This is a genomic window from Lentzea sp. NBRC 105346, from assembly GCF_030269605.1.
Classification (GTDB): Bacteria; Actinomycetota; Actinomycetes; order Mycobacteriales; family Pseudonocardiaceae; genus Lentzea.
Map to the genome: position 1 here is coordinate 460,169 of NZ_BSTQ01000001.1, position 26,147 is coordinate 486,315.

Annotated in this window: 26 protein-coding genes; 14 read left to right on the plus strand and 12 right to left on the minus strand. The window is 68.5% G+C overall.

All coding sequences use genetic code 11. From position 1 onward, the window contains the following. Positions 1-460 precede the first annotated feature (460 nt). The 7 genes from cas3 to cas6e all read left to right on the plus strand — a co-directional run bounded on the left by cas3 (position 461) and on the right by cas6e (position 8,860). Positions 461-3,379 carry a CRISPR-associated helicase Cas3' gene (gene cas3 / locus QSK35_RS01580; RefSeq protein WP_285741467.1) on the plus strand — a complete coding sequence of 973 codons (2,919 nt, stop codon included), beginning with the start codon at positions 461-463 and terminating at the stop codon, positions 3,377-3,379. Between the two features lie 112 nt (positions 3,380-3,491). After that, positions 3,492-3,821: a hypothetical protein gene (locus QSK35_RS01585; protein WP_285741468.1), complete on the plus strand. Its 330-nt coding sequence runs from the start codon at positions 3,492-3,494 to the stop codon at positions 3,819-3,821. Beyond that, on the plus strand, positions 3,821-5,455 hold the full coding sequence (gene casA, locus QSK35_RS01590; RefSeq protein ID WP_285741470.1) for a type I-E CRISPR-associated protein Cse1/CasA: 1,635 nt from the start codon (positions 3,821-3,823) through the stop codon (positions 5,453-5,455). Before QSK35_RS01585 ends, casA begins: the two co-directional genes overlap by 1 nt. Before the next feature lies 1 nt (position 5,456). Further along, on the plus strand, positions 5,457-6,044 hold the full coding sequence (gene casB / locus QSK35_RS01595) for a type I-E CRISPR-associated protein Cse2/CasB (RefSeq protein ID WP_285741472.1): 588 nt from the start codon (positions 5,457-5,459) through the stop codon (positions 6,042-6,044). Positions 6,045-6,089: 45 nt separating this feature from the next. Next, positions 6,090-7,220 carry a type I-E CRISPR-associated protein Cas7/Cse4/CasC gene (gene cas7e, locus QSK35_RS01600; protein WP_285741474.1) on the plus strand — a complete coding sequence of 377 codons (1,131 nt, stop codon included), beginning with the start codon at positions 6,090-6,092 and terminating at the stop codon, positions 7,218-7,220. Beyond that, positions 7,217-8,098, plus strand: a complete 882-nt coding sequence (gene cas5e / locus QSK35_RS01605; RefSeq protein ID WP_285741476.1) for a type I-E CRISPR-associated protein Cas5/CasD — start codon at positions 7,217-7,219, stop codon at positions 8,096-8,098. The genes cas7e and cas5e overlap by 4 nt, the downstream gene beginning before the upstream one ends. Before the next feature lie 3 nt (positions 8,099-8,101). Further along, positions 8,102-8,860, plus strand: a complete 759-nt coding sequence (gene cas6e / locus QSK35_RS01610) for a type I-E CRISPR-associated protein Cas6/Cse3/CasE (protein WP_285741478.1) — start codon at positions 8,102-8,104, stop codon at positions 8,858-8,860. Between the two features lie 1,851 nt (positions 8,861-10,711). Here cas6e and QSK35_RS01615 read toward each other — a convergent pair. From QSK35_RS01615 to QSK35_RS01650, 8 genes are all read right to left on the minus strand, one after another. Then, positions 10,712-11,854, minus strand: a complete 1,143-nt coding sequence (locus QSK35_RS01615) for a C40 family peptidase (RefSeq protein WP_285741479.1) — start codon at positions 11,852-11,854, stop codon at positions 10,712-10,714. 7 nt (positions 11,855-11,861) lie between these two features. Further along, positions 11,862-12,293, minus strand: coding sequence for a hypothetical protein (locus tag QSK35_RS01620; RefSeq protein ID WP_285741481.1), 432 nt, complete (start codon positions 12,291-12,293; stop codon positions 11,862-11,864). A 728-nt stretch (positions 12,294-13,021) separates the two neighbouring features. Next, positions 13,022-15,028, minus strand: coding sequence for a hypothetical protein (locus QSK35_RS01625; protein WP_285741483.1), 2,007 nt, complete (start codon positions 15,026-15,028; stop codon positions 13,022-13,024). Positions 15,029-15,031: 3 nt separating this feature from the next. Continuing rightward, complete coding sequence (locus QSK35_RS01630; RefSeq protein ID WP_285741484.1) at positions 15,032-15,544, minus strand: hypothetical protein; 513 nt, start codon at positions 15,542-15,544, stop codon at positions 15,032-15,034. Then, on the minus strand, positions 15,541-18,102 hold the full coding sequence (locus QSK35_RS01635; RefSeq protein WP_285741486.1) for an ATP-binding protein: 2,562 nt from the start codon (positions 18,100-18,102) through the stop codon (positions 15,541-15,543). Before QSK35_RS01635 ends, QSK35_RS01630 begins: the two co-directional genes overlap by 4 nt. Then, complete coding sequence (locus QSK35_RS01640; RefSeq protein ID WP_285741488.1) at positions 18,099-18,521, minus strand: hypothetical protein; 423 nt, start codon at positions 18,519-18,521, stop codon at positions 18,099-18,101. Before QSK35_RS01640 ends, QSK35_RS01635 begins: the two co-directional genes overlap by 4 nt. 3 nt (positions 18,522-18,524) lie before the next feature. Continuing rightward, on the minus strand, positions 18,525-18,782 hold the full coding sequence (locus QSK35_RS01645; RefSeq protein ID WP_285741490.1) for a hypothetical protein: 258 nt from the start codon (positions 18,780-18,782) through the stop codon (positions 18,525-18,527). Next, entirely contained in the window at positions 18,779-20,071 is a 1,293-nt protein-coding gene (locus tag QSK35_RS01650) for a conjugal transfer protein (protein ID WP_285741491.1), read from the minus strand. The genes QSK35_RS01645 and QSK35_RS01650 overlap by 4 nt, the downstream gene beginning before the upstream one ends. A 621-nt stretch (positions 20,072-20,692) precedes the next feature. Between QSK35_RS01650 and QSK35_RS01655 the strand changes: the two genes are divergently transcribed. The 4 genes from QSK35_RS01655 (at position 20,693) to QSK35_RS01670 (ending at position 22,086) form a co-directional block, all read left to right on the plus strand. Further along, the gene (locus QSK35_RS01655) at positions 20,693-20,818 is read left to right on the plus strand and encodes a hypothetical protein (protein WP_285741493.1); all 126 of its coding nucleotides are present in this window, start codon (positions 20,693-20,695) and stop codon (positions 20,816-20,818) included. Between the two features lie 177 nt (positions 20,819-20,995). After that, positions 20,996-21,418 (plus strand): AfsR/SARP family transcriptional regulator, encoded by a 423-nt coding sequence (locus QSK35_RS01660; RefSeq protein WP_285741495.1) that lies wholly within the window; start codon positions 20,996-20,998, stop codon positions 21,416-21,418. A gap of 11 nt (positions 21,419-21,429) precedes the next feature. Then, the gene (locus QSK35_RS01665) at positions 21,430-21,585 is read left to right on the plus strand and encodes a hypothetical protein (protein WP_285741497.1); all 156 of its coding nucleotides are present in this window, start codon (positions 21,430-21,432) and stop codon (positions 21,583-21,585) included. Positions 21,586-21,804: 219 nt separating this feature from the next. Next, positions 21,805-22,086: a hypothetical protein gene (locus QSK35_RS01670; RefSeq protein ID WP_285741499.1), complete on the plus strand. Its 282-nt coding sequence runs from the start codon at positions 21,805-21,807 to the stop codon at positions 22,084-22,086. 320 nt (positions 22,087-22,406) lie between these two features. Here the strand turns inward: QSK35_RS01670 and QSK35_RS01675 are convergent, their stop codons facing one another. Then, complete coding sequence (locus tag QSK35_RS01675) at positions 22,407-22,622, minus strand: hypothetical protein (protein ID WP_285741500.1); 216 nt, start codon at positions 22,620-22,622, stop codon at positions 22,407-22,409. Positions 22,623-22,720: 98 nt separating this feature from the next. On the opposite strand from QSK35_RS01675, the gene QSK35_RS01680 reads away from it, so the two are divergent. Next, complete coding sequence (locus tag QSK35_RS01680) at positions 22,721-23,221, plus strand: hypothetical protein (protein ID WP_285741503.1); 501 nt, start codon at positions 22,721-22,723, stop codon at positions 23,219-23,221. Between the two features lie 9 nt (positions 23,222-23,230). On the opposite strand, the gene QSK35_RS01685 is transcribed toward QSK35_RS01680, so the two are convergent. Then, positions 23,231-23,596: a DUF4333 domain-containing protein gene (locus tag QSK35_RS01685; protein ID WP_285741505.1), complete on the minus strand. Its 366-nt coding sequence runs from the start codon at positions 23,594-23,596 to the stop codon at positions 23,231-23,233. A 66-nt stretch (positions 23,597-23,662) separates the two neighbouring features. Next, positions 23,663-24,373 carry an endonuclease domain-containing protein gene (locus QSK35_RS42645; RefSeq protein ID WP_352243032.1) on the minus strand — a complete coding sequence of 237 codons (711 nt, stop codon included), beginning with the start codon at positions 24,371-24,373 and terminating at the stop codon, positions 23,663-23,665. Positions 24,374-24,544: 171 nt separating this feature from the next. Here QSK35_RS42645 and QSK35_RS01695 point away from each other — a divergent pair, with 171 nt between their 5' ends. Together QSK35_RS01695 and QSK35_RS01700 are read left to right on the plus strand one after the other, a co-directional pair. Continuing rightward, complete coding sequence (locus QSK35_RS01695) at positions 24,545-25,126, plus strand: hypothetical protein (protein WP_285741508.1); 582 nt, start codon at positions 24,545-24,547, stop codon at positions 25,124-25,126. 20 nt (positions 25,127-25,146) lie between these two features. Beyond that, a complete protein-coding gene (locus QSK35_RS01700; RefSeq protein WP_285741510.1) occupies positions 25,147-25,911 on the plus strand; it encodes a DUF7662 domain-containing protein in 765 nt (254 codons plus the stop codon). An 11-nt stretch (positions 25,912-25,922) separates the two neighbouring features. Here QSK35_RS01700 and QSK35_RS01705 read toward each other — a convergent pair whose 3' ends face one another. Further along, on the minus strand, positions 25,923-26,135 hold the full coding sequence (locus tag QSK35_RS01705) for a hypothetical protein (RefSeq protein ID WP_285741511.1): 213 nt from the start codon (positions 26,133-26,135) through the stop codon (positions 25,923-25,925). Positions 26,136-26,147: the final 12 nt, after the last annotated feature.

The window sequence follows — 26,147 nt, forward strand, 5'->3', positions numbered from 1 at the left end:
TCCCCGAGCGACGGGGCGATGTGAAGTACGGAGGTTCCGCTTGGGCGTCAGAGGTTCTGCATGGGCCTCAATCGTGAGCACGATGTCGGGTCCGGTGTCGAGGATCGCCTGAACGTCTGCGGGCTCTCGGGACGCAGGTGTCGCCGCGACGCTGGGCAGCCCGGCAACGGCTCGACGGTGACAGTTTGTCCTTCGGGCGCTGCCGGTTCAGATCGGACGCATGCAGGTCGTACCTGCTCCAGGTGATCGCCGCGGACGCCGTAGGTCCAGTAACCCGTCCGGCGTCGGGAAGGTTCGTGCTGCGCAACGCCAGTCGATGGAGGTTCACTAGATCGAGTGAACGTCGACGGATTTGCTCGGTCGTGTGTTCGGATGCCGCCACGATGCGTCTCCGTACGACGGCGTCGCCGCCCTCACCCAGAGTTCGAAGGCGTCGACGACTGTGATGACCGACAGAGACGTGAGACGAGTGATCAGCGCGACCACCATCGCCCTCAAGCTGGGGTGTGATCGGGATACTCGGGACCGACTTGGCGCCTTGTGGGGCAAGTCCCGCAAGAACGCGGGCGGGGTCATGAACCTCGTGGTGTCACACCTGCTCGACACCGCGGCGGTAGCGGAGTTGATCTGGGATCACTTCCTCGCTTCCGCGACCAAGGATCTGTTAGACCGTGTCTCGGGCGGTCGCGGGCGGATGTTCTTCGCGTGGCTGTGCGGGATCCACGACTGTGGCAAGGCCACGCCGGCGTTCCAGGTCCTGGATGCCGAGGAAGCCCTTCGGGTGCGGGCGGCGGGTTTGTCGTGGTCGGCCGCCGTCAAGCCCGGCATGGGGTGGCGTCATGACAAAGCGGGCGCGGCGCTGCTGATGGACCGGCTCGAGGAAGCCGGGTGGTCGAGCGGGAACATCGATTGGGTGTGGCCGCTGGTCGCCGGTCATCACGGGCTATTCCCGTCCTACCGTGCTGTCCGTGGACCGCGCTCCCGTGGTGATGGGCAGGGGCGGGGCGAGAGGTGGCTGCAGGTGCAGCGTGCTCTGGTCGGTGTGTTCACGCGTGCTGTGGGATTCCCCGATGTCGCGTCGGTCGAACCGATCGGGGCGTTGACGCGGGCTGAGCAGTTGCATCTCAGCGGTCTGATCGTCATGGCGGACTGGATCGCCAGCGACGAGCGGTACTTCACCGGTATCGACGACCTCGACGCGGTGAGCATGGCCGGTGCACGTGACCGGGCGGTCAGGGCGTGGCGTGAGTTGCGGCTGCGAGGCGGTTGGAGGCGGTTGAGCGCCGCCGAGGGGGACGTCGTGGCAGAGCGCTTCGGGCGTCGGTCGCGGGAATTCCAAACCGACGTGGTGGAGCAGGCTCGCCGGATGCCCGCGCCTGGCCTGCTCATCAGCGAGGCACCGATGGGCGAGGGCAAGACCGAGGCGGCGTTGGCCGCGGCGGAGATCCTGGCCGCACGGTTCGGCGCCGACGGGGTGTTCGTGGGCATGCCGACGCAGGCGACGTGCGATCCGATGTTCACCAGAGTGCGGTCCTGGGTGGCCAAAGTGTGCCCCGGCCTGCAGGACCACGTCGTGCTGCTGCACGGCAAACGCCGGTTCAACCCCGAGTGGAAAGAGATGATCAATCCGCCTGGGCAGGATCCGGACGACTGGTACCGCGGGGTCGGTGAGGACCAGTACGGGCTGGCCTGCGACGCGGGCGGTGACGGAGCGGACGGTACGGGACCGTCGGAGTGGTTGCTGGGCCGGCAGCGCGGCCTGTTGGCGCCGCTGGTAGTCGGCACCATCGATCAGCTGTTGCACGCCGCCACCCGGACCAAGCACGTCATGCTTCGCATGACCGGTCTGGTCGGCAAGGTCGTGATCCTCGACGAGATTCACGCGGCCGACGTGTACATGTCCCGATTCGTGCACGAGGCGCTGCGATGGCTGGGGCAGGCCCGCGTTCCGGTGATCCTGCTGTCGGCGACGCTGCCGCCGCGCCAACGACAGAGCCTGGTCGAGGCATATGTCACCGGCGCCCGCAATGGCGTGCGCCCGCAACTGCCCGAACTGCTCCGCTCGATGGGCTATCCCAGCATCACCACAGCGTGCGCGCCCGACGGCGAACCCGACGTCCGCGTCACGCCGTCGAGCAGTTGGCGGCAGTCGCAACCCGTGCGGGTCGAACTACTCGACGAGCCCCTGCGTGACGAGGCCCGCTCTGACATAGGGCGATCCGGCGGCAACCGGTTCGGGGAACTGTTGAACCTGCTGAAGCAACGACTCGCCGATGGCGGCTGTGCGCTGATCGTCCGTAACGACGTGCGGCGGGCGCAGGACACCTACGCGGCGCTTCGAGCACACTTCGGCGACGAGACCTGGCTGCTGCACGGCAGGCTGGCCGTCGAGCCACGCGCCCAGCGGACCCAGCGGTGTCTGGAACTGCTCGGCGCGGCACGTCCAGGCGGACCTCAACGGCCGGATCGCATGATCCTGGTCGCCACCCAGCTGGCCGAGCAGTCCTTCGACGTGGACGCCGACCTGCTGGTGTCCGACATCGCCCCCATCGATCTCTTGCTGCAACGGATCGGCCGACTGCACCGCCACGATCGCGAAACCCGCCCCCCGGCGCTGCGGACCCCGACGGTCGTGGTCACCGGAATGGACACCTCCGGTACCGCAGCACCGTGGTTTCTGAACAGCAGCGAATTCATCTACGGCCGATACCTGCTGCTGCGCACCGCGCACCAAGTCCTGACAGCGGCGCACGGCGACGGCTGGTCCGTGCCCGCTGACGTGCCAGTCCTCGTCGACGCCGGCTACTCCGGCAGCCCGCTCACCCCGTGGACGGAGCAGGAACACGCGGCCCAGGCCGAGTGGGAGCACAGCGAGCGTGAACGCGCCGAGAAGGCCAGCCAGTACCTGCTGTCCGCTCCCGACGAGTGGACCGCGGCCACGTTGGCCGGTCTGAGCTACGCGCATGTCGCCGGAGCCCAGGAGCAGGCGCAACTGGACGCGTTGGTACGCGATGGCGAGGAGTCCGTCGAAGTGGTGGTGCTAAGGCACGGCACGCACGGATACAGCACCTATCGCGGCGTACGGCTGGGGATGCACGGCGAACGAGGGCCGGAGTTGCTCGACGATGTCGTCGCCGGAACCGTGCGCCTACCGGCAAGCCTGACCACGGCGGCACTGGAGAACCTGACGCCGCTGCCGCAGTGGCACCACCACCCGTGGCTCAAACACACCCGTGCACTCATCCTCCGCGACGACGAAGCCCCGGTCGAGCTCGGCAACCACCTCGTCTCCTACGACGGCGACCTCGGGCTGCTGACGCGCTCCGTGAACACCACAGGACGACACGGTGGACCCCCGCTACGCGGGGACGACGCTTGATCAAGCACTCGCTAAGGAGGATCCCTGACGACAGGGACAACCGTGTCGATCCGCGACCACCCTAACCGCGTCACTGTCAGTCCGCTAGCACACGCTACTTGCTCGACGACGAATGACGGCGCTACTCTCTCGCCCCGGCGAGGCCAAGCTCACTGTCAGTGTCGACGCCCTCGCGCTGCGTGGAGGTGTCGTGCTGCTGGTCGGGTCGCTGGTCGCCGCGGGCTTGCTGCCGTTGCTGTTCCGATGCGTCGTCGTGGTGGCCGCTTTCAAGCTCGCGGCTCGCGGTGACGCCGCCAGGACAGCGGCCTTCGCCGACGCGGTCGACGTGTGCCTGCGAGGCCGACGACGGCGAGAACGACGCATCAACGCGATCGAGGAACGACGGCGGCATGACGCCGCTGTCCCGCAGGACGAGCCTCCGGGCGACAGTGAAGACGGGTGATGATGAACCTCCTGGACGATCCGTGGATCCCGGTCACGATGACGACCGGGCCCTCCACCGAGGTTTCCGGCCAGGACGCGATCCTGCGATCTGGTGAGATACGGCAGTTGGCGGTCGACCCGCCGACGATGGTCCCGGTGATTCTGCGGCAGTTCCTGCTGCCGATCGTCCTGGACGCCCTGGGGGCACCCCGGTCGACCCAGGAGTGGAGGCGGGCGTTCGCCGGCGGCACCCTGTTCGCCGCCGAGGAGACATGGGCCGACGAGCAGCGGGACACGTTGCTGGCCTACTTCGCCGAGTATCACGAGTTGTTCGAGTTGTTCGACGCGAGGCATCCCTTCGCTCAGGTCGCGGGCCTGCGGACCGCGACCGACGACACCAAATCCACGTCGCTGCTCGTGCCATCGGTGGCGTCGGGCAACAACGTGCCGTTGTTCTCCACGAGAGTCGGGGACGCGCCGTTGCCGTTGCGCCCGGCGGAGGCGGCACGCTGGCTGCTGCACACGCACTGCTGGGACACCGCGGCGATCAAGACCGGTGCCGCGGACGATCCGCAGGCGCGCAACGGCAAGACCACCGGCAATCCCACCGGACCGCTGGGACAGCTGGGCATGGTGATCCCGGTCGGCCGCACCCTGGCCGAAACTCTGGTCCTCAATATGCCGATCGTCGCCGACGGCCTGCCGGAGCAGGACAAGCCCCAGTGGCGTCGCGGACCGTGGACCGCGACGTGGACGGCGCGCAGGGCGGCGGGGCGTCGAGAGTTGCTGACGTGGCAGTCGCGGCGGATCCGGTTGCACACCAAGGACACCGCGGAGGGTTTGCGGGTGACGTCGGTGGTGGTGTGCGCGGGTGACCGTCTGGCCGAGACGCCGCAGTACGAGCCGCACACGGTGTGGAACGTCGAGCAGAAGGTGAAAGCAGGCGTCCCGCCGCAGCGGCCCCGGCGTCATGCGTCGGGACGCCCGGTGTGGCGCGGTCTCGACGCGCTGCTGGCGCTCGGTGAGGACAAGGCCATGGTGAAGACCAGCCGCCAACTCAACGATCTGGCCGAGGTCCTGGAGTTGGACTATCCGCTGCAGCTCCTCACCGTCGGCGTCGAGTACGGCAACCAATCGGCCGTGGTGGAGAACGTGATCGCCGACTCGATCCCGTTGCCCGTCGCCGCGCTGCGCGACGTGGCGGTGCGGGATGCCGTGGTGGAGATCGCCGATCGCGCCGACAAGGTGGCCAGGGCCGTGAACCTGCTGTCCGCGGACCTTCGACGTGCCACGAGCTCGGAACCCTTGCCGTGGGACAAGGGACAGCGGCCCGGTGAACGCCTCCTGCACATCGTCGACCCGGCGTCGCGGCGCGTCCTTGCCGCGCTGCAACGCCGCAACGATCCCGACTCTGTGGAGCAGGTCCTCACGGCCTGGGAACAGGTGGCCTGGCAAGCGGCCTTCGATGTCGCCGAACCACTGCTGCGAGACGCGTCGTCACGTCAGTTCACCGGACTGCGCACCTCGCACAACGGCAAAGACCTCCTGCACTGCGCACCGAAAGCCGAACTGGCCTTCCGCAAGAACATTCGCGACGCCCTGCCACGGGCCGCCGACCTCGTCGCCCGCCGCGAACCGAACCAGGAGAATTGACATGCCCGAACCCGCTCATCGGGGCGAGTGGTACTGGACGCAGTACATCGACGACCAAGGACGGTGGCGCCGGGCCAGCCGGCAACCGCCGGGCGAGGACCTGGCCGCGATGCGCCGCGGACTGGGCAGGCAACCCGGCTCCGTACCGCAGATGTGGCGGCTGTACCAGGCGATCGTCGCCGACGAACACTCACCCCGACTGGCCGCCGAGCACGCCGCGCTGTGCCTGTTCGGCGTCCACCAGCAGTCACAGCGCACCCCCATGCACAAACCCGGGACCGGGCTCGGCAAGGCACTACGCGACCTGAGCCGCCGCGACGGGGTCAGCGAGGAGGCGGTCGCCCGGCGATTCAACGCCGCCGCGACCGCGACGAGCTTCGACGAACTCGTGGCGCATCTGCGTGGCCTGGTCACCCTGTTGCGCACCCACGCCATCCCGCTGGACTACACGACCCTGCTCACCGACCTGCTCCGCTGGTCCGATCCCGATGGACAAGCCCAAGTACGCCGGCGATGGGGGATGCAGTACCACGCCTGGCAGTCACCGACCGCGCAGTCCTCGACTTCCGGCGACGCCGCGATCGCCTGACACCACCCGTTCCGACTCAACAACTCTCACTTCTGGAGTTTCACCGTGCCCGCACGCCGCTACCTCGACATCCACGTGCTGCAGACCGTTCCGCCCTCGAACCTCAACCGTGATGACGCCGGCAGTCCCAAACAGGCCATCTACGGCGGCGCTCGGCGAGCACGGGTGTCCTCCCAGGCTTGGAAACGTGCGACGCGCACCGCGTTCGCCGAGCGGGTACCCAAGGCCGATCTCGCCACGCGCACCAAGCAGATCTCCGACCTGCTCACCAAGCGATTGACCGAGGCGCACGACCTCGCGGTGCCCGACGCGGCCAGGATCAGCAACGCCCTGCTCAAGCCGCTCGGTATCAAGGCCAGTAAGAAGAACGCCGAGCAGACCTCCTACCTGCTGTTCTTCGGCTACCCCCAGCTCGCCGCCATCGCCGAGACGATCAGCGGCCGGATCGGCGAGTTGATCGGCCTCGACGACGCGGCGCTCGACAAGGCTGTGGAGGAGGTGGACGTCAAGGCGATCCTGGGTACCGGGCACCCGGTCGACGTGGCGCTGTTCGGGCGCATGGTCGCCGACATCCCCAACCTCAACGTCGACGCCGCATGCCAGGTCGCCCACGCGATCTCCACACACCCGGTGGAAATCGAGTTCGACTACTACACCGCGGTCGACGACGAGAACACCGACAACAAAGGCGCCGGGATGATCGGCACCGTCGAGTTCAACTCCGCCACCCTCTACCGCTACGCCACCCTGGGCCTGCAACAGCTAGAGGACAACCTCGGCGGAGCCAACGAGGTCCCTGACGCGGTGGAACTGTTCGTCGACTGCTTCGCCCGATCCATCCCGTCCGGTCATGGCAACTCCTTCGCCCACCGCACCCTGCCGAGCCTGGTCGCCGTGGTCGCCCGCGAGGACCAGCCAGTCAACCTGGTGTCCGCCTTCGAAAAACCGGTGCGCTCCCGCGACGGCGTGCTCGCCGAGTCCGCGGCCCGCCTGGCCGCCGAACTGGCCAGCGCCACCGACAACTGGGGACAGGCGCCGACTCGCGTGCTGGCCTGCTACAACGAATCCACAGAGGACCTGAGCGCCGTGTTCGGCGCCTCGCAACCTTTTCCCGACCTGCTCACGGACCTCAAGGCGTTCACCGCTGAGTGGCTGGGCCAGGGCAGCACCCGATGAGCAGGGATCCCGCAGACTCAACCGGCACCGCCGTCCTGCTGCTGCGGCTGGCCGCACCTCTGCAGTCATGGGGCAATGCCAGTGCGTTCAACCGCCGCGACACGGCGCATCAGCCAACCAAGTCCGGCGTCATCGGACTGCTGGCGGCAGCACAAGGCCGTGCCCGCACCGACACCATCGCCGACCTCGGCGAACTGTCGCTGGCGGTGCGCGTCGACCAACCCGGCACGTTGCTGCGCGACTACCACACCGTCAGCGACTACCGCGGCCTTCCGCTGCCCTCGGCGTCCCTCACTGCCAAAGGCACCCAGAAACCCACCGCGCCGGCCAAGTACACCCACGTCACGCAACGCTTCTACCTGCAGGATGCGGTGTTCCTCGCCGCCGTCCGCGGTCCACGCGGCCTCATCGACACCCTGCGCCACGCACTCGCCCACCCGGCGTTTCCGCTCGCGCTGGGACGTCGCTCCTGCGTGCCGACCCAGCCCCTGCTGCTGGACGACGACACCCAACCCACCCTCACTGAGGCGCTGGCCAACACTCCCTGGCTGGCCTCCGACCACACCAGGAAACAACTCCGCGACCGCGGCAGGGCACCCGCGTTCGTCACCCTCGCCACCACCATCGACGCCACCGGCGGCGAGGCCGGCATCTGCAACGGCACAGCTGGTGACAGCACGACCGACGAGGACACCGAGCAAGGCGACCTCGACATGGCACACGACCAGCCACTGTCGTTCGCCCCCCTCGAACGCAGCCGCACCACCCGCATGGTCCGCCACGGCTGGGTGCAGATACCCACCGGCCTCGCTGACCCCTCAGACCCGGCGGGAACCGGCCACACCGACCACGATCCGTTCGCACTGCTGGGGTGGTGACCCATGTCCTACCTGTCCCGAATCCGACTCAACCCGCTGCGCACCAAGGGCCGCGAATTCCTGCGCAACCCCCGAACCGTGCACGCCGCCGTCATGGGCGGTCTCCCCGAACAACCCAACACCAACCGTGTCCTATGGCGACTGGACACCCGCGAGCACAACGTCAACCTGCTCGTGCTCACCCCCACCCGGCCCGACTGGACCCACATCGTCGAACAAGCCGGATGGCCCCACGCCGACGGCGACCACGTCCTGGTCCGCGACTACACCCCCGTCCTCGGTCATCTCGCGTCAGGCCGCGAATTCGCTTTCCGGCTCACCGCCAACCCGGTCCAATCCACAATGACCCCAGACCGCCTCACCGACTCACAACGGCAACGCCACGGCGACACCCGACCCCGCCGCGGCTTCCGCGTCGGACACCGCACCGCCGCCCACCAGATCGACTGGCTACTGCGCCGCACCGACAAATGGGGCTTCACCATCCCCACATCCCGCACCGACACCGCGGCCCCCGGCATGCCGTCCACCATCGAAGGCCCAGCCCAACACGAGGTGCGCATCGTCAACACAACCCGCTACACCATCCCCAAAAAGGGCATGCCCAAACCCGTCACCATGCACGCCATCACGTTCGAAGGCCGCCTCACCATCACCGACCCCGACAAACTCCGCACCGCCATGCTCACCGGCATCGGCCCCACCAAGGCCTACGGATGCGGCCTGCTCACCCTCGCACCACTCCGAGACCACCCTGCCTGACATGTGGTGGCAGACCACCCACACGACCCGCACGATGTCATCAACCAGGTCCAGCATCCACGCCTAACGCACCGAGCCGCTGCGTCCGCGACCGACTCTGGGACCTGCTCGCCGACCGTATCTACGATCGTGAAGCGATCATGACCGAACCCGCCGACAACGAACAAGGTTGGACAGCCACACAGCAGGCCACGACCGCTGGTATCCCCTGGACTATGACGGTCTGGTCCTCTCCGCACGTCCGCGCCGATGGCCATCACACCGCCACGCCACAAGATCAACGACAGTGAAGGAGAAACACTGTTTCCGTTTGTGGAACGGGAGGTCACACAGCCTGGCCCGCCGCGCACGCGGAGATCGTCCCGCGTTGTGGGGCGGGACTGCGAGGTCTGCGGCCTGGCCCCCGCGCACGCGGGAATCGTCCCTGGGGCATCGGCAACATCGACTGGGCCAGAAACGGCCCCCGCGCACGCGGGGATCGTCCGCAGCCGGGGCCGATCGACTGGGCTGCGAGTGCTGGACCCCGTGGACGCGGGGATCGTCCGTGCTCCTGCGCGGCGTGCAGGTTGGGCATGTCCTGGACTCCGCATACGCGGGGATCACCCGCGGCTGCAGGGACGGCTCTGGAGGCAGTACGTCTGGACCCCGCGCACGCGGGGATCGTCCGACGTCCTTGGCGGGCTCCTGGATCGCGCCGATCTACACCCCGCGCACGCGGGGATCGTCCGGAAGCACGGCAGCTAGCCGACCGACTGGGCTTCTGGACCCCGCGCACGCGCGGATCGTCCCGGGACTGGCCGGACATGCGCAGGTGGACCGAGCTGGACCCCGCGCACGCGGGGATCATCCGGCGGTGCTGACCATCACCACCAACGACCCGGTCTGGCCCCCGCGCACGCGGAGATCGTCCCCTGCAGACGTGGCGCCAGATCGTGTCGAGCACCTGGCCCCCGCGCACGCGGGGATCGTCCGCGGGCTATGCCGGACATCTCGGCCCTGGCCGACTGGCCCCCGCGCACGCGGGGATCGTCCCTACGAACCCCCAAAATCCTGACCCAGCCCAACCTGGACCCCGCGCACGCGGGGATCGTCCGTGGGGCGTGTTCTGGTGGCTCGCGCAGCATCCCTGGACCCCGTGCACGCGGGGATCGTCCCGAGCACACCGATCCGCACCCGGTCGCCGCGTGCTGGACCCCGTGCACGCGGGGATCGTCCCGAGCACACCGATCCGCACCCGGTCGCCGCGTGCTGGACCCCGCGCACGCGGGGATCGTCCGACCGGGTGCCGCCAGTAGCCACGGTTCATGTACTGGACCCCGCGCAGGCGGGGATCCTCCGCGCATTGCCGGGGACCCTTCGCAACGTCGGCCGCTGGACCTCGCGCACGCGGGGATCGTCCTGTCGATGGACAAGGCAGACTTTCTGCGAGCGACTGGACCCCGCGAACGCGGGGATTGTCCCCACATAGCCGTCCCTTGGGACGGTGAGTGGAACTCGACCCCGCGCACGCGGGGATCGTCCCTCTGGACCGCCGGCCCGGCTGCGCCCGATGCGCTGGACCCCGCGAACGCGGGGATCGTCCGGAACTGCGCGAACGGTTCTCCGGGCGCCAAGGCTGGACCTCGCGCACTCGGGGATCGTCCCTGACCCGGCCGCGGTGCTCAGCGAGCAACGCTTGGATTCGCGCACGCGGGGGATCTCGGGTGTGCGGTGAGCCGGTGGAATGGACGGCTGGCTGGCCCTTGCTGCCACGCGGTCTCCGACTGGGGCAGGGCGGTCTACCTTAGGTCACGCTGGGATCTGCGGGAGCCGGAGAGTGAGACTCTCTCCGGCTCCCCGACGTCGTCGTCGTCACGACGCCCGCACAACCATCGCGTCGAATCCTGGGTCGCGGGTGCGCACAAGCGAAATTTTCACAACGCCTCCGCTGGATGGCGCCTCAACCATGTAAGGCGCGTCGTTGATCGTTCCGAGGTAGAGGGCGACGTGTGTCGCCGGTCGTCCCCAGAACAGTAGGTCGCCTGGTTCGGCCTTGGCCCAAGGGACTGATTTTCCGTATTGCTGTTGGGGTTGGGTGGTGCGGGGGAGTGCGATGCCTGCTTGGGCGAAGGCATAGACCATGAGGCCGCTGCAGTCGAAGCCAGTTTTCTCGTAGTCGCCGTGGGCGTCGGCGACACCTCCGTCATGGATGCCCTTGCTCGGTCCGTTGGGCGTACCTCCGCCCCAGGCGTAGGGCGTGCCGAGGTAGCTCAGCGCTGCTGCTGCCGCGGTCGTGGCCTTCTCGTGAGGAAACGTCAAGGTTCCGCTGATGCCGGCTTCGGCGGGCAGGGTGATGGTGTTGCCGTTGATCGTGATCCTGATCGGGCCCGATCCTCCGCCTGGTGTGCAGCTCACGTCTCCGGTGCCCGCGTTCTGTGCGGGGGTGCCGGTGTATAGCTGTGCGGCCAGTTTTGCTGCCCATGCTTCCCAACGGGCATACCAGGAAGGGCCCGCGCCGGAGGCCTGCACTCGTTGCGCCGCGTCGGCGAACGAGATGACGCTCGCGTTGGCGTATTCAGGGACGCGTTTGAGCAGTTGCTCGTAGAACGCCCGTGAGGTGTCGGACGGGTCGGTACGCCTGACCGCGGCGTAGAGCTCGCCCTGCTGCTGGAACAGTCCGATGCTGCGCCCGCTGGTCGCGTTCGGATCCAATGTGGACTCTTGCATGGCGGTGCCGAGGGCGATCGCGGTGCCGCGTTCGGCAACCCCCATTCCCTTGCCGACGGCGATGATCGTGCGGGCGACTGCCATCTGCTTGTCGTTCAGCGTCGCATCGACCTGATGCCCTGCAGTGGCAGCGGCGCTCGACGACGGGGACGTTCCGTCCAAGGGGACTGTGCATCCACCTGCGGGCGCGGCTTGCCCTGTCTCGGTGCCCGCGCCCATGGTCAGCACGAAGATCAGCAGAACAACGCCGAGGAGGCCACCGACAGCGGTGAACGCGGTCTTGAGCATGGTGAGCTCACCCGCCGACCGTCGCGATGTCGACGCGCCACCGGCCGTCCGCGCCTCGGTGCACATGCCGCGTCTGCATGATCCGCTCGACGTACGGTGAACCGGCGGTGCCGGTGACGACGCGGTCGGCCCACACGAGCACGATGCGCCGGTTGTCCGAGGCTGGCGCGCCGCTGGGCACCTGCGCTTGCGGGGCAGAACAGCGGCCCGATTCCTTGGCAGCGACCGTGCGCTCCCAGCTGTGCCGTGCCCGCTCATCCCCGGCAGGGTCGAAGTTCCGCCAGCCGAGATCGGTCATCGCGGGCCGGGCGCGCTGCTCGGCGGCGGCGAACGGCTCCGTGTGATCGAATGCGCACCATCGGGCGAGCCATGCCCGCGCGGCTGATTCCGGAGTGCTGAGCTCCTCCGGGCTCGGCTCGCCTGCTGGTGGTGCTGCCACGACGACGTCCGCCGGATTGCCCGGAGGGGATGCGGGCGCTGGAGATTGAGGCGCGACTCCTCGTGGCGGTATCGGCTCTACCGCGGGCAGTGACGTTGCTCGGGCGCTGGTGGGACTCGTGGATGGCCGACTGGCGTGTGGGGGCGGTGTGGAGAGCGGGTCTGCCGATGGCTGATTCGTCGGCGCAGGCCGGTTGGGTTCGGCCCCGCGGTCACCGATCCACCACATGAGCCCCGCGATCACGACGACGATGGCGATCCAGGTAGCGATCACTCGTCTGTTGGTGGCGTGGTCGACAGATCGCCATGGTCGCCGCGCTGCGGCTCGCCGTGTGGTGCCGTTGAACTGCTGACGTAGCGCGGTGCGCCGATCCTCGGCTGCGGTGAGTATCTCGTCGCGGCGCAGCCGTCGCTCGCCTGCGGCGCGGCCAAACGGCCACAACCCGCGGCGGGGTGCGATGAGGTCACGCCCGACCAGGGTGTGCCGGACGTGACGCAGCAAGTCCGGTACGCCCAGGTCATCGTCGGTAGTCGATTCGTCTGCGGCCTCGCCGTCGTCGATTGCCTCCGCTGGTGGCGCGCCGTCCGGGCTTGAGGAAGCAGCGTGTGGAACAGGCTGGTGATCTTCGTCGCCTGGTACGTCGGCTCGCCACCACTGGGGTGGCTGAGGCAGGCGGTCGAGCACACCGTTGTCGTCGGCAGTCGCCGCGGCGTTCTCCTTCCCGGTGCTCATGGCGACTTTTTCCGGCGTGGCTTGGTGATGCCGCCGGGACCGGCGACCCACACGTTCCCAGGCCTCGGCGGTGGCACTGGCCTCGGAGGCTTCGCGTCGGTGATGGTGTAGGTGTTGCTGCTCGGTTTCGTCGCGGGCAAGGGAACCGGATCTGGTGGCGTGATCTCGCGTCCGACGGGAGAGATCGTCCACCTGCGCTCGGTGGTGTTCGGCAGCTGTTGCCGCGTGATGTCTCCGGTGGGCGAGGCCTCCCACGGGCCCCACGCGGCGGGAGCCTGGAAGGCGTGACGGGACTCGTAGTGTGGTGTTGCCGGTTTCGATGCCGCGGGGGTGGTCGACGGTCCGCCGGTGAGTTCCCCCAGGGGTGGGTAGGAGGTGCGCGGTCCTCGGGGTTGGATGTCTGTTCCCGGAGGCGATGTGGGTGGTCCGGCGTCCAAACCGGACTCTCTGTGCATTTTGAAACCCAGCGGCGATGGCCCGGTGATCGTTCGCAGCGCTGCCTTGCCTGCGGCGCCTGCGGCTGCGGCGGCGAGTCCGGCGCCGCCGCTGGCGGCGATGCCGATCACCTTGGGGACGGTGCGCACGAGCGAGCGCATGATCAGCAGTGAGGCGATGCCCATCGTGCGTGGTGCGGGCTCGCCGATCAGGTTGTCCATCCATGCTTTGATCTTGGTGGCGGAGTTCATCAGCGCGATGTTGAGGACGCCGACCGCGAAGTAGCCGTACTTGCCCGCCAGGGTGCTGATGACGACGGTGACTACCGCGACGCCGCTGACCGTGACGGTGACGAACAGTGCCTGGAAGTTCGTGCCGATGGTGTAGCCGATGGTGCGGATACCGATGGTGCGGGGCCAGCCTTGGATCGGCCACAGGACGAGGAACAGCGACGCGACGCACAGCATGAGCAGGAAACCGGCGACAGCGGTGAGGCCCGCGATCACCAGCCGCAGCAGTAACCAGGCCATCGGCAGGGTGATCAGGGCGATGACGAGCAGCATGCCGAGGCGTGCCGGGTCCTGGCCGCGGATGTAGTGCCCGTACGGGCCGAACTCGGGCACGTCGCCCTCGTCCTCCAGGACCTGCATCCAGCGTTGCCAAGTCTCGTCGTTGGCCAAGGCGTGGGCACCGGCCGTCTTGCAGACTTCCAGTGAGCTGAACTGCGCGTAGCACCACGAGGTGGCGCCGAAGGTGCTCCAGACCCCGTCGACGAGTTTGCGGGTGCTGGCCTCGTTGGGGGCGCCGCCGATTTGCGGATTCGGGAAGCCGACCGGGTTTCCCTGCTGGTTGACGAACTTGGCGGCCCCGGTCATCACGCCGTTCGCGAGATTCTGCCGCAGTCCGTCCACTGTGGTCATGATCTGGGAGGGGCCTGAGGCGAAGGCGATGCCGAGCGCGGCGGCGGCGATGACCCACATGATGTCGGAGACGAAACCCTTGCCCTCGCCGCGCCATTGGGCGTAGGAGGTGAACGCCCCGATCGCGACGGTCGCGGTGATCAGCGGGAAGAACACCGTGGAGGCCATGGTCGTGACGGCCTGGTCGATCGGGCCGGCGCTGTCGGCGTAGATCGTGAGGTGCAGCAGCCATTCGAGCAGGGTGAGCGCCCCGTACAGGACGCCGAGGCACAACCACAGGATCAGCAGGTTGATCAGGCCGAGGGTCTGCCAGACGACCTGTCCGATGTCGAGCCAGCCCTCGGATCCTTCGTCGGGTTTGACTGTCAGGCCGTAGGAGACGAACCCGTAGGTTTCGAACAGGGTTTTCGGGGCGCCGCGGGCGAGGTCGGGGCCGACGATGATGTCGTCGGCCAGGGCGGCGCGGGCGTGCCCGACGATGAGCAGGCCGATCAGCCACGCGAGCGTGACCAGCCGTTGAGGATCGGCGAGCAGCCACCGCAGCGGGCGCGGCGAGCAGGTCCGCACCCGCCCGGCCCATCCGGCGAACGCCGCCGGCCACGACCGCACACCGGTCTTCTCGTATTGTCGTTCCCCCGGTGGTGCCATGGCTTATCCGCCGTACTTTGTTTGAGGCGACGCGCAGGCGTACGAGCTGATCGCCTTCACGTCACCGATGGGCAGGAAGGACCGCACGAGCCAGCTGTCCGCGGACCTGTCCAGGCCCAGGTGCGCGTAGGGGGCGCCGGCCTTGCCCGGCGTGCCGAGCTTGGCGTCCACTCCGGTCTTGTCCGCGCAGGTCGTCGCAAAGAGGATCTCGACGGCGGGCACGGATCCCGTGGCGGTACCGCTGCAGCGGCCGTCCCTGTGCAGCTTCGTGCGCAGCTCCTCGGTCGCCAGCTCGCACACGGACGGATCACCGGTGGCGTAGCGCTGCAGGAAGACCGTGGCGACCTCGGCGGGCTCGGGCTTGCGCTGTGCCCGCTCGGGGCCGGCGTCGTCGCCAGGCCACACGATCCATCCCACGATCAGCAACACCACGGCGGCCACAGCACCCAGGACAAGGCGCAGGCGGCGCCGGTCGCGTGGCTGCGAGATGGGGGAGGGCGAGGTGGGCGTGGTCACGGTTGCTCCGTCTCCGCCGAGACCTGCTCGGCGACGTCGTCGGTTTCGGGCACGGGATCATCAGGTCCCGTGTCGAATCCGAGAACGGTCTCGGAGTCCTCGCCGGCATCGGTCGACAGGGTCGTGGCGATCCACTCGGTGAGCCGATCAAAGCTGATCAGTCCGAGTCTGTTGTACCGGTCGCGTACGACACATTGGCCAGGCCCCAGGGCCGCCTGCGCGGCGCGCAGCCGCGGACCGGGGTTCGGGCGGTGCAGCAGCACCGCTTGGGCGTCCTGTTCGGCCTTGCCGGTGGCTTCGAACGCGAAGGACATGACCAGCTGCTCGATCAGCGCGGTGATCTGCGCGAGGTCCTGCGCGGACTGGGAATCGAGCAGCAGGTAGGTCTTCAGCGCCCGGCCGACCCGCGCGAGCCACTCGATCAGCGACTTGCCCTCGGGGTAGCCGGTGATCAGATGCAGCTCGGTCAGCGCGACGACCTTCGGGATCTCCCGGATGTGCCGTGACTGCAGCAGGGCGTAGCTCAGCGCGAGCCGGAAGGTGGTGATGGCGCACCTCTCGGCAACCGTCCAGCGTTGCGGATCGGCGCCGTGCCGAGGCATGTCCAGACCGGCGAGGCTCATGTACACCAGGCCGCGGCCGATCATCATCGGCGGCGCCCCAGGGATCGGGCCGCCGAGTACCGCCCGGATGCCCGCCTGCCGGGAGCGCAGCGAGAGCGTCTCACCCAGGCGGCGCGCCAGCCGCGCATCGGGCGTATCGCCTGCGGCGGCGACGAGCTCGCCCATCACCGCGGGGCTCGACCAGCGGGTCCGGTCCTGTCGCAGCACGCGATCGATCGCCGCTTCGAGCACCGTCTCGCTGTGCCGGCGGTCCTCTGTGGACAGCACGCCGAGCAGGGCGTCCAGCGTGAGTGTCCGTGCCTCGTCCGCACTGGGCGCGAAGCGCATCGGGTCCATGATGCCGCTGCTCGCGGCATCGATGACGTCGACGACCTGCACCGGCACGCCGAGGACCTGGTCGGCGACCTCGACGATGCCGCCGAGATCACCCTTCGGATCGACGATCAGCTCCCACGCGCCCTCCGCGAGCGCGCTCAGGCTGACCAGTTCCAGCGAGGTCGACTTGCCCGAACCCGACCGGCCGGTGAACGACACCGACGTCGGCAGCCGACGGTCGGCGTCGGTGCGCGACACCAGGTGCAGCAGCACCGGGCCGGGGCTGGTGCCGAGATTGCCCGCGATGTAGGAGCCGGTCGAGTCGCCGACCGACGACCCGGCGTGAAACCAGCTGCCCGCCAGCGTCCGCATCGGCTGCAGCTGCGCGAACTCCGGCACCCGCACCTGGTCACCCGGCAGCAGTTCCAGCCACAAGAGGTCCTGGATGTTCGGCACCAGCTCGAGGGCGACCACCCCGGTGTAGCGCTTCTGCACCGTCTCGACCGCGTCGACGAGTTCCCCAGGGCTGTCGGCTTCCACCACCCACCGGGCGTGGGTGGTGGTGAGCACGTCGACGCGGCGCCGGACCTCCCGTTCGCGTTCGGCCAGCGCGTCCTGGGCTTCGTCGACCTCCTCGGGCACGAACGCCCCGGCCTCGGTCGCTTCCTTGGCCTGCGAGCGGCTCCACTTCCGAGCCTCACGCAGGATCGTCATCGACCCGGCCCGGCCGTGATTCACCCCGCGCACCGACGCCTCGACACCCGGCAGATCGGACAGCACGGCGAGCCACTCCCCGCCGGGGATCTCCAGCTCGTCGGGCGGGAATCCGTTGATCGCGGGCACCAGCACCGACACGTAGCGCCGCCGCCCGGTCTTGGTGTCGGTCACCACGACATAGCCGCTGTCCTGGGTGGGATCGACCTCGCCGTCCATCAGCGCGACCAACCGCGCCCCCGACAACAGCGACTCGTCCGGCATGACGAGGTCCGTGCCACGACGCATCTCCCGCGCGAACGCCCACGCGATCAGCCCCGCCGGCGCGACTCGCGCCCGCAGCACACTGGCCTCGATCTGCCGGAACCAGCGGTCCACCACCGGACGCACCATGGCCAGCCGCGCGTGCGCGGCCCGATAGGCGGCCGCCTCGGTGCGCAGGTGCCGCGCCGCGGCACGGCGGCCCCGCTCCACGCTCGACTCGTCATCCTCGGTCGGCCACCGCACACCGAGCAGCACCACACGCCGCCGGTAGTAGCCGGCCTCGCTGTTGCGGTCGATGCGGTGCGCCCCGAGCTCGATGTAGTAGTCCGCCCCCGGTGCCCGCACTCCCGGCGTGGCGTCCCACACGGCACGGTAGGCGTCGGACGAGTGCCGGGACCACAGGACCTTGATGTGCCAGTCCGCGCCGGGCGGCAGGTGGGTGCTGAGCGCGGCCGCGCTGGACAGCGTCGCCGCCGTGAGCTCATTGTCCTCCATCAACTCTGTTGCCCCGTCGGGGATCTGCACCCAGGTCCACACCGCGTCGTCGGTGACCTCGATGCCGTCGCTGATCACGCGCGGCGCGGCCGGTGCCGCGGTCACCCGCCGGATCCGGCGTGCCGTCCTGCGGTGTGCTCGCCTCACGTGTGCTCACCGCCTTCGTCCATGGGGGACGGGGCGAGTTCGGTGGTGACCGTGATGCGGGTCGGCGCCGGGGCGCGGCCGGCGAGCTCGAGCAGCGGGTTGCCGATGCGCCGCCGTCGGGCCGGGTGCCGCGCGAGCACCCAGTCCCACCAGCCGACCAGGACCATGCGGCCGGTGTCGTCCCGGCGCGTCCCGTTGATCACGAACGCCGCCGGAGGCACGAGATAGACCAAGGGGGAGTAGCGGGTCAGCAACGGCATCCCGATCACCAGGAGCACCAGCCACCACACGACGACCGCCACGCCGGCGATGAACAGGGTCTGCCGCTCGATGCCCTGGCCCAGCGAACGCCCCCACAGTTCGAACTGCCGGGTCCGCAGATTGATGTGCTGGGTGTCGGTCGGAAGACGCAGCGGCACGGCTCAGCCACCCCCGACCAGAACTTGCGCCAGCCCCTTGAGGATGCCCATGGTGGCCGCGGGGAAGAACACGGCCATCGCCGCGGGCAGCGCACCGAGCAGGGCACCGAGGATCTTGCCGGGCCGGTCCTCGATGTAAGCGGACACGAGCCGGAAACCCATCACGATCAGCAGCACGGTCCCCAGCAGCGGCAGGATGATGTTCTGCAGCGGGTCGAAGGAATCCGGCCGCAGCTGCGCCAGCGTCACCGCGAGGTTCATGACGCGGCCCCGTCGACCTCGGGATCGACCGCGGCCAGCAGCCACCGGTCCTCGTGCCGGCGCAACGTGATCCGATAAGCGCAGCGCAACGTCCCCGCGCCATCAGGAAGCTCCCAGATCACGGTAGCCGTGCCCACCCGCTCGTCCTCGTGACCGTCTGCGGCCGCGCGCGCCGCTTGCCAGCGGACCAGCTTCTTGAGCGTGACCGCACGGTCCAGACCGGACACTCGAGCGTGTGGTGCGCGGACGAAGTCAAGCTCGCCGCTGGCGAAGCTCTCCAAGAACTTCGCGACACTGTCCTGAGTGGACTTGGCGAACGACTCATCCGACGCGCCGGTCAGCGCCGCCGCCGAGGAATACCGCGCCGGCGGCGGCCCGGCGGGAACAAGCGCGGGTGTCGCTGTCACGACGAGGCGACCATCGCGTGACGCCAGTTGCACCGACAGCGTCAGCCACCGCGACTGTCCCGCAGTCCAACCCGGCGCGTTCATAGGTGGGGCCGAGGAGCCGTTGGCCTCGGGTGCCCGCGAGGACGTCGACGGCGGCGTGGCTTGGCTGTCGGTCGCTTGCGTGAACGGCGTGACACGTACCCGCGTCACCACGACCGCCCGTTCGTCATCGAGCCGGGCCAGACCGATTGCCGTCGCGCTGTCCGCGGCCTGCCGGCCCGTGCCGTCCCAGCCGTCGATGGTGCCCCCAGGTGCCGCGAGGCGATGCAACGCCGCTTGACGCCGCGGCCGATCGCTGGTGTCCCAGGAGAGGTAGTCCGTCGCGGCGAGCACCGCCGCGCCGACCAGGTCCACTTCGCTGATCCGCACCGTGGACGGCGACGTCGCGGGCCGCGCCCACCGCGCCACGGACTGCGCGATGCTCACCGCCCCGGCGCCGACGAGAACAACGAGCACGGTGATCGTGAGACCACGTCGCGTACGGACCCAGCCCGACGCGCGCGGCCGAGCCGCGAGTACATCGAACGCAGGGGTCTCCGCTCGCGGATCCGGGACCTGTCCAGCAGCGGTGGTCGCGTGCGCGCCGGACCCCGCACTGGCGTGCGCGGCCGGCATCTCGTCGAGGTTGCCGCGGATGTAGCGGGGCCACTCACCGCCAGCTCCGGCGAGACCAGTGGTCCCGGCGAGGCCGTCGCTGGTGCCCGGCGGGGCTGGCGTCCCCGATGCCGGACCGCCTGATCGCAGGCCGCGCCTGGACGCGCGCCGCGCTCGAAGACGCGCACGAACCGTCTCGTGGTTCGGGCCGAGCAGCACCCGCCACGTCCCGTCACCGAACGCCATCGCCTGCTCCCGAGCGATCGCCCGTGAGGCAACCACGTACGCATGTGCATTTCGTGTAATGGGCAGACACGACAATCCCCCTGGACGATGTGAACAACGGCCAGGACGCGACTCAGGGGGGAAATCGTCGACTTCGCCACTATAAACCAAAGGCGGCGCTACGTGTCAATTATCTGGCCGCCTACGCGGGCGAATTCCGATCAGCAGGATTGGCAAGGTCGACTAAAGGGCAAGTGTTAACTCGGTGTGACGGGTCAGGACACTTGTCGTCGTGTTTTGCAGGACTTTCCTCGATAGCCGTGACGGTCCGGACCGCCTGCCTTCACTGTGGGCCTACCAGGAAGAGCCAGGGGGAAACCGGTTCTGGTCATGCGCCGCGAGAACGTGGTTACGAGAGTTAGATATCGAGCCCGCGTTGGTTCTCGCTCGCGTGGCTCGTCGTGCTGTGGGGGCGTGTCGAGCTGCACGCGCGGGTCACCGCGGCACACGTCGTCGCGGTGCGGATGGCGGGCGTCGCGATTAGGTGACGCCCGCCATCACCGACCGTCCGAGGTTCAGTATCGCCGTCTGTTGCGCGGCAATGAGCTTAACGAACACTCCTGAGGGGGCGAGGCGCGGTCGGTGAACAGCTCAGGGTTCGAGGGTGACTGGTTCGAGGGCGACAGGATCGTCAGCTGGACGTGGCAAGGCGCAGAGATCGAGAAGGCGGTGTTCATTCCCGCGCTGCTGGAGAAGAGCCAGCGCTGATTGAAGCCACGGCTGGCGGCTACAGTGGAGTTCACCCCTCGATATCGGCGCGAGCCGTCTATACGCACGGGTCAACCAGGCGCCGCTCCCTCTCGTTCCTCCAGCCCCCGCCGGTCTGTGACGGGCCAGATGGGGTTGGCCGCTGCGTGACAGCGCTCGTACCGTGGGGGAGGGGTCGTGGTGGTCGATGTTCAGGTCCTTGGGCCGGTCGAGTTCTGGTGGGAGGGGCGGAGCCTCGATCTCGGAGCGGCCAAGCAGCGGTGTGTGTTCGCGGTGCTCGCGGTGGGGGCGGAGAAACCGCACCCGGTCGAGGCGTTGATCGATCGGGTGCGGGGCGAGCATCCGCCCGCGCAGGTGCGGTCGGCTGTGTACAGCTACATCAGCAGGTTGCGCAGGCTATTGCGGGACACGGGTTTCGCGGTTCGGCAACGGTCCGGCGGGTACCTGCTCGAGCTGCGCCGTGACCGGGTCGACCTGCACCGGTTCGAGGCTGTGGTCGATGCTGCCCGCGCCGTGGACGACGTTGAGGCGCGCGCGGCGATGCTGCGCGACGGACTCGGTGTGTGGCGCGGCAGTCCGCTGCAGCGGACTGCCCGCTGAGGAGGTCGCGCGTGCGGGCGTACGAGCTGGCCAGGCAGCGCCGCGCGGCGGGTGCGTCCGCGGAGCTGGATGTGATGGTCGGCGCGGCGCTCGCGGCGCTCGACTTGCCGGTCGACGACGCTGAGCTGTGGGCTCAGCGTCGTCCGGCGGTCCGAAGTGGACGGTGATGGCGTCGTGGAGTCCGCGGACGCCTTCCCGACCGTCGCAACGGCGACCGCGTCGCCGCTTGATCAGGCAGATGCAGGCCCCGTCGTGGGGCTGCCGCGCGCGGCAGCGGTGTCGGCACAGCGGGCGCGGTGGCTATCGGACCGGCTCGCTGAGCAGGTCGAGCGGGAGGGCGTCGCGGTCTCGTCTCGCGTGAGATCGCGCTGGACCAGTCGACCGGCATGCCGTACGAGACCGGCCGGGAGTCGGTTCGCGCGCTGGCGGTGCTGGAGCAGCAGGAACGGGACCGCGCCGAACGAGCATCGCGCGAAATGATCCGCCTGCGGTTGCAGGCCGCAGCACTGGAGCGCCAGCTGGAGGGGATCATCTTGTTGGTGGGCCCGATGCGGCGGTTCGCCGAGTTGCACGGCATCGACTGGTCTGCGCCGTCGACGCGTCGCGTGGCGCAGCGAGCGATCTTGGAAGCAAAGGCCGAGGCGGAGCGAACAGGAATAGGGCAGTAAGCGTCTGACTAGACATCGCGCGCCCACGTAACGAGGACGGACACGGAAACAGACAGCATGGCATGGGGAATGCGGTACTGCCTGCTGTTGTCGCTGCGATTGCCGCACTCGGCGGCGTGGTTGTTGGAGCACTGGTCGAGCCTTTGAAGTTGGGAGCAGCTCGGCGTGCGCGAGTTCGTCAGGATCGTGCCGAGCGGTGCGCGCGGCTTGTCGAGTCGGCCATGAGTTGCCGGGCGCGGTTACTGGCTTTGAATCTCGCTCATCGCGAGATGGCTGCCGGTAGGAGGGCGGATGGTTCGTTCGAGAACGAGTGCGTTGAGTCATACCGCCTTGCTCGGAATGACCTGAGGCAGGTGGTCGTCCTGTTGCGGCTTAGCGGACCCGACGAGCTTGCTGAAGCGGCACACGTTGTTCGTGAGGCAGAGCGCCGGTTCAGGGCGACGCGCTTCGCCTGTGACGATGGCGGTGAGTTCGATCAGGACAAGCCGCCAAAGATCGTTCTCCAAGCAGCCCACGACTTCGAAGATGCCGTTCACGAGTTCGCGCTCCTGGCGAGGAGGTACGCCAGCTAGCCGCGGCTCGCTACCCCCTCGGCGTCTAGCAAACGTGCCCCTGTCGTGGCGACACTGCGCTCGTGCTTACCCCACTGATCACAGGGTTCTTCGCACTGGGAGGCGTCGCGCTCGGCGTGATATTGGAGCCGGTCAGGGCGGTGTTCGCCGCACGGGCTCGGTCCCGCCAGGAACGTACCGAGCGATGTGCTCGTTTGGTCGAAGCGGCGATCACGGCCAGGTCGGCACTGATCCGGCTGAACACGATCCACCGCCGTCGTACGCTCCGGGCTGACGTCGTTGGGCAATCCGAGGTGTTCGATGTGGAGAACATCTACTACGGCGCCCGCAACGAGATCCGCCAGGTGGTTGGCCTTCTCGATCTATTCGGCCCCGAGGAGCTGGCCAAGCACGGTCGCGCCATCCGCGAGATGGACCGCGAACTAGGCAAGGTCCGCTTCGATGTCGAAGATGCGGTCACGTTCGAGCGGTACACGTTGCCTTCAACCGTGAGACAAGCCGCAGATGCGATGGAACTGGAGATCCAGTCGTTCACAGAAGCGGCGCGTCGGTACATTCGCTGAGCAGCCACGTCATCGAGGCTGGTCGACCTCATACTCGCCGTCTGCAGACCTCACGGTTACCTTCACCGACTTGTCGGCGCCGCCGACGTCCACGATGCAGATGAACGTCGTACCGGGTTCGACGGCCTGGCCTTCGGGGCACGTGGCCTGGCCGATATTCGTGATCTTGTACTCGTCGCGGAGGATCTTCACGACGCCACGCTCGACCGCGTCCGCCACGAAGACCCGGCGCTGGCTGGGCGCGGTGGGCGTGGCAGTCACCGCGGACATCACGGTCACCGTGCCGGGGGCGGGGAAGGGTGTTCCGGGCGTCGGCGACGCGCAGCCCGTCGCGAGCAACGACATCACGCCGAGTGATGCGAGTTTGGCAAGCACGTGCACCAGATCGGGTCCGCCGATCGGGCCGTTACGGTGTGCCGGCGACGGCGCCTTCCTGGGAGATCAACAGGGCCACAGGTCACGTTCTTCCTCGTGGTCTGCTTCATCGTCGAGCCCCAAAGTGAACCCGTAATCCCAACCCACCCGAGGATCTGCCAGCCGAGCTGCCGCGGCGAGATATTCGGCTGCAGCGGCCGGATCGTCTGGCACTGGTCCCAGCTCGTCGCGAACCCACTGCTGCGGCTCGGCGCCGTTGTCGAAGCTGTAGCCGTATCCGACGTATTGGTGGGTTTGGCCAAGGATTACGGCAGGCGGCCGCTCGCGGTAGAGCCGGAAGATCAGCTCACAGCGAAGACCTTCCCGCGTGTTGCACCCGGTGCAGAGGAATCCGCGGAACAACCCTGTGCGGTGGCAGTGGTCAACAACTGAGCCTCCCGGCACTCCGCAGATAGCACACCGGCCCGCTTGCCACTGGGCGACAGTCTGTCCTGGAACTGGAGGTGGCCACTCGTGGCACGCGGGCGGTGAGCGGTGTGCGTCGTCGTAAGCCTTCTGGCTGCGTGCGCGCCCAGCTTCGAGTACGTCCCGTTCCTCGGCGGTCAGGTGCGCTGCGCACGACTGCGGGGCAGGACGGTCATCAACGTCCAAGATCCATGTGCGGCTGATTGCACGCGCCTTGCAGGACTGTCCGTTAGAGCGTGACCGGGTGCAGCGAGGTGTCTCGCGGCCTTGTGCTGGCCTGATGCCCTGAGATCCGAACAAATGCTCGTACATGTTGACCACTAGATTGCTTCCTGCCGCTGCTGGCGGGGATAGAGACGTTGCGACTGACCTACGCCGTGCCCAGGCCGTTCCTGCTGGTGGTGGTGCTGCATCAAAGCGGCTCTCTTCCGCATACTTTCAGTTCGTGCATCGGAGTGAGGCGCTGACCGTTACGACGGTGCGGTGGATGAGCCCCGATCTCGGTACGACGACCCGCACGTCGGTGTTGACGAAGTCGAGCGGGGCGTGGTCTTCGAGGATGCCAAGAACGAGGCGGGTGCGGGTGACTTCTACTACGGCGAGATGGAGGCACGCCGTCATGCGTTGTCGACCAGGCGCGGAGAGCGTGCGCTGCTCGCTACGTATTGGATGCTCTCCGGCTACGGCCAGCGTGCCGGCAGAGCGCTCGTTGCCATCGTCCTGCTGGTCGTGATCCTCTTCGCCTTGCTCACTCAGTTCGGCCTGCCGGACAACACGACGCTGCAGCAGATGACCGGCACGATCCCGCCCGCTGTCGCCGGGCAGACGCAGCAGGTGACGTTGGAGGTGAGGCCCGCGCCCGCGACGCTTCCCCCACAGGGTCAGCGGTGGACCACGGATCGGATGAGCAAGGCGATCCGCATCGCGCTCGGTTCGGTCGTGTTCCGCGACACCGACCAGAAGCTCACCCCGGCCGGGACGTGGACGGTGATGGCCGGCCGCGCGTTCGGGCCGCTGCTGCTCGCGCTGACGGCGCTGGCGATCCGGACCCGCGTGAAGCGGTAGATCCGTTCGAGGAGGGCAAGATGCCGGCCAAGTACGCGCCGTTGACGAGTCGCCTCGCCGAGCTCGCCGCAGCCGGTCGGGAGACCGCCGAGTTTGACTTCGCCGAGATCGCCGACCTCGTGGGTGGCCTGCCGCCGACCGCGTACGACATCCGGCAGTGGTGGGGAAACAGCAGCTCGGTGCAAGCACAGGCGTGGCGCGACGCCGACTGGCACGTCGCCCAGGTCGACTTCGCACGGCGGCGTGTGCGGTTCGAGCGCGGGCCGGTCGGTACCAGCTATGGCAATCGCCGCCCAGCTTCGGCGGCGGCCGTCGCGCTCGCCGTCGAGATGGAGACCGCGGAGCTGGACGTGCAGGTGCGCATGTCGTGGCAGCAGGTCGGCGAGGTCACGCTCGGCGTCGACGGCGAGCTGGTGTTTCCGCCCCTGCCGCGCGCGCCCGGCGTCTACCGGATCAGCCTGTCGGATGCGCCAGGCCAGGTCCTGCCGTCGTTGTACGTCGGCGAGTCCGACAACCTCCGGAACCGGCCGAACGGCTACCGCCGTCCCGACTCGTCGCAGCAGACCAACCTGCGGTTGCGTGCCGAGCTGCTGGAACATCTCAGTCGAGGCGGCCGGGTGACGATCGCCGTGGTCACCAGCGCGACGGTCGACGCGCTGGGCAAGTCCAGCGCGTTGCCGCTGGCGCGGAAGTCTGCGCGCGTGTTCGCCGAGCACGCCGCGTTGGCGCTGATCTACCTGGACGGGACGGCGATCGTGCTCAACCGGGACAAGGGTGGGGACTGAGGTCGGCGCGCCTAGGTCGGGTAGATCAACTCGTGCGGACAACGCCGCGCGGGCGCGAAGGCGCGTGGCAAGCAGACCGGCGTCCGCGCGCGCTGGCCGCGGACCAGGTGGCGCTCGCCCGCCGGATGCGCGCGGCGGTCGGTGGCGACGATCTGCGCGACGCTGAAAGTGTCCCGCGCCACGCTGTACTGCGTCCTCGGCAATACCGACTCCGAGTCCCTCACTGGCTGACGCTT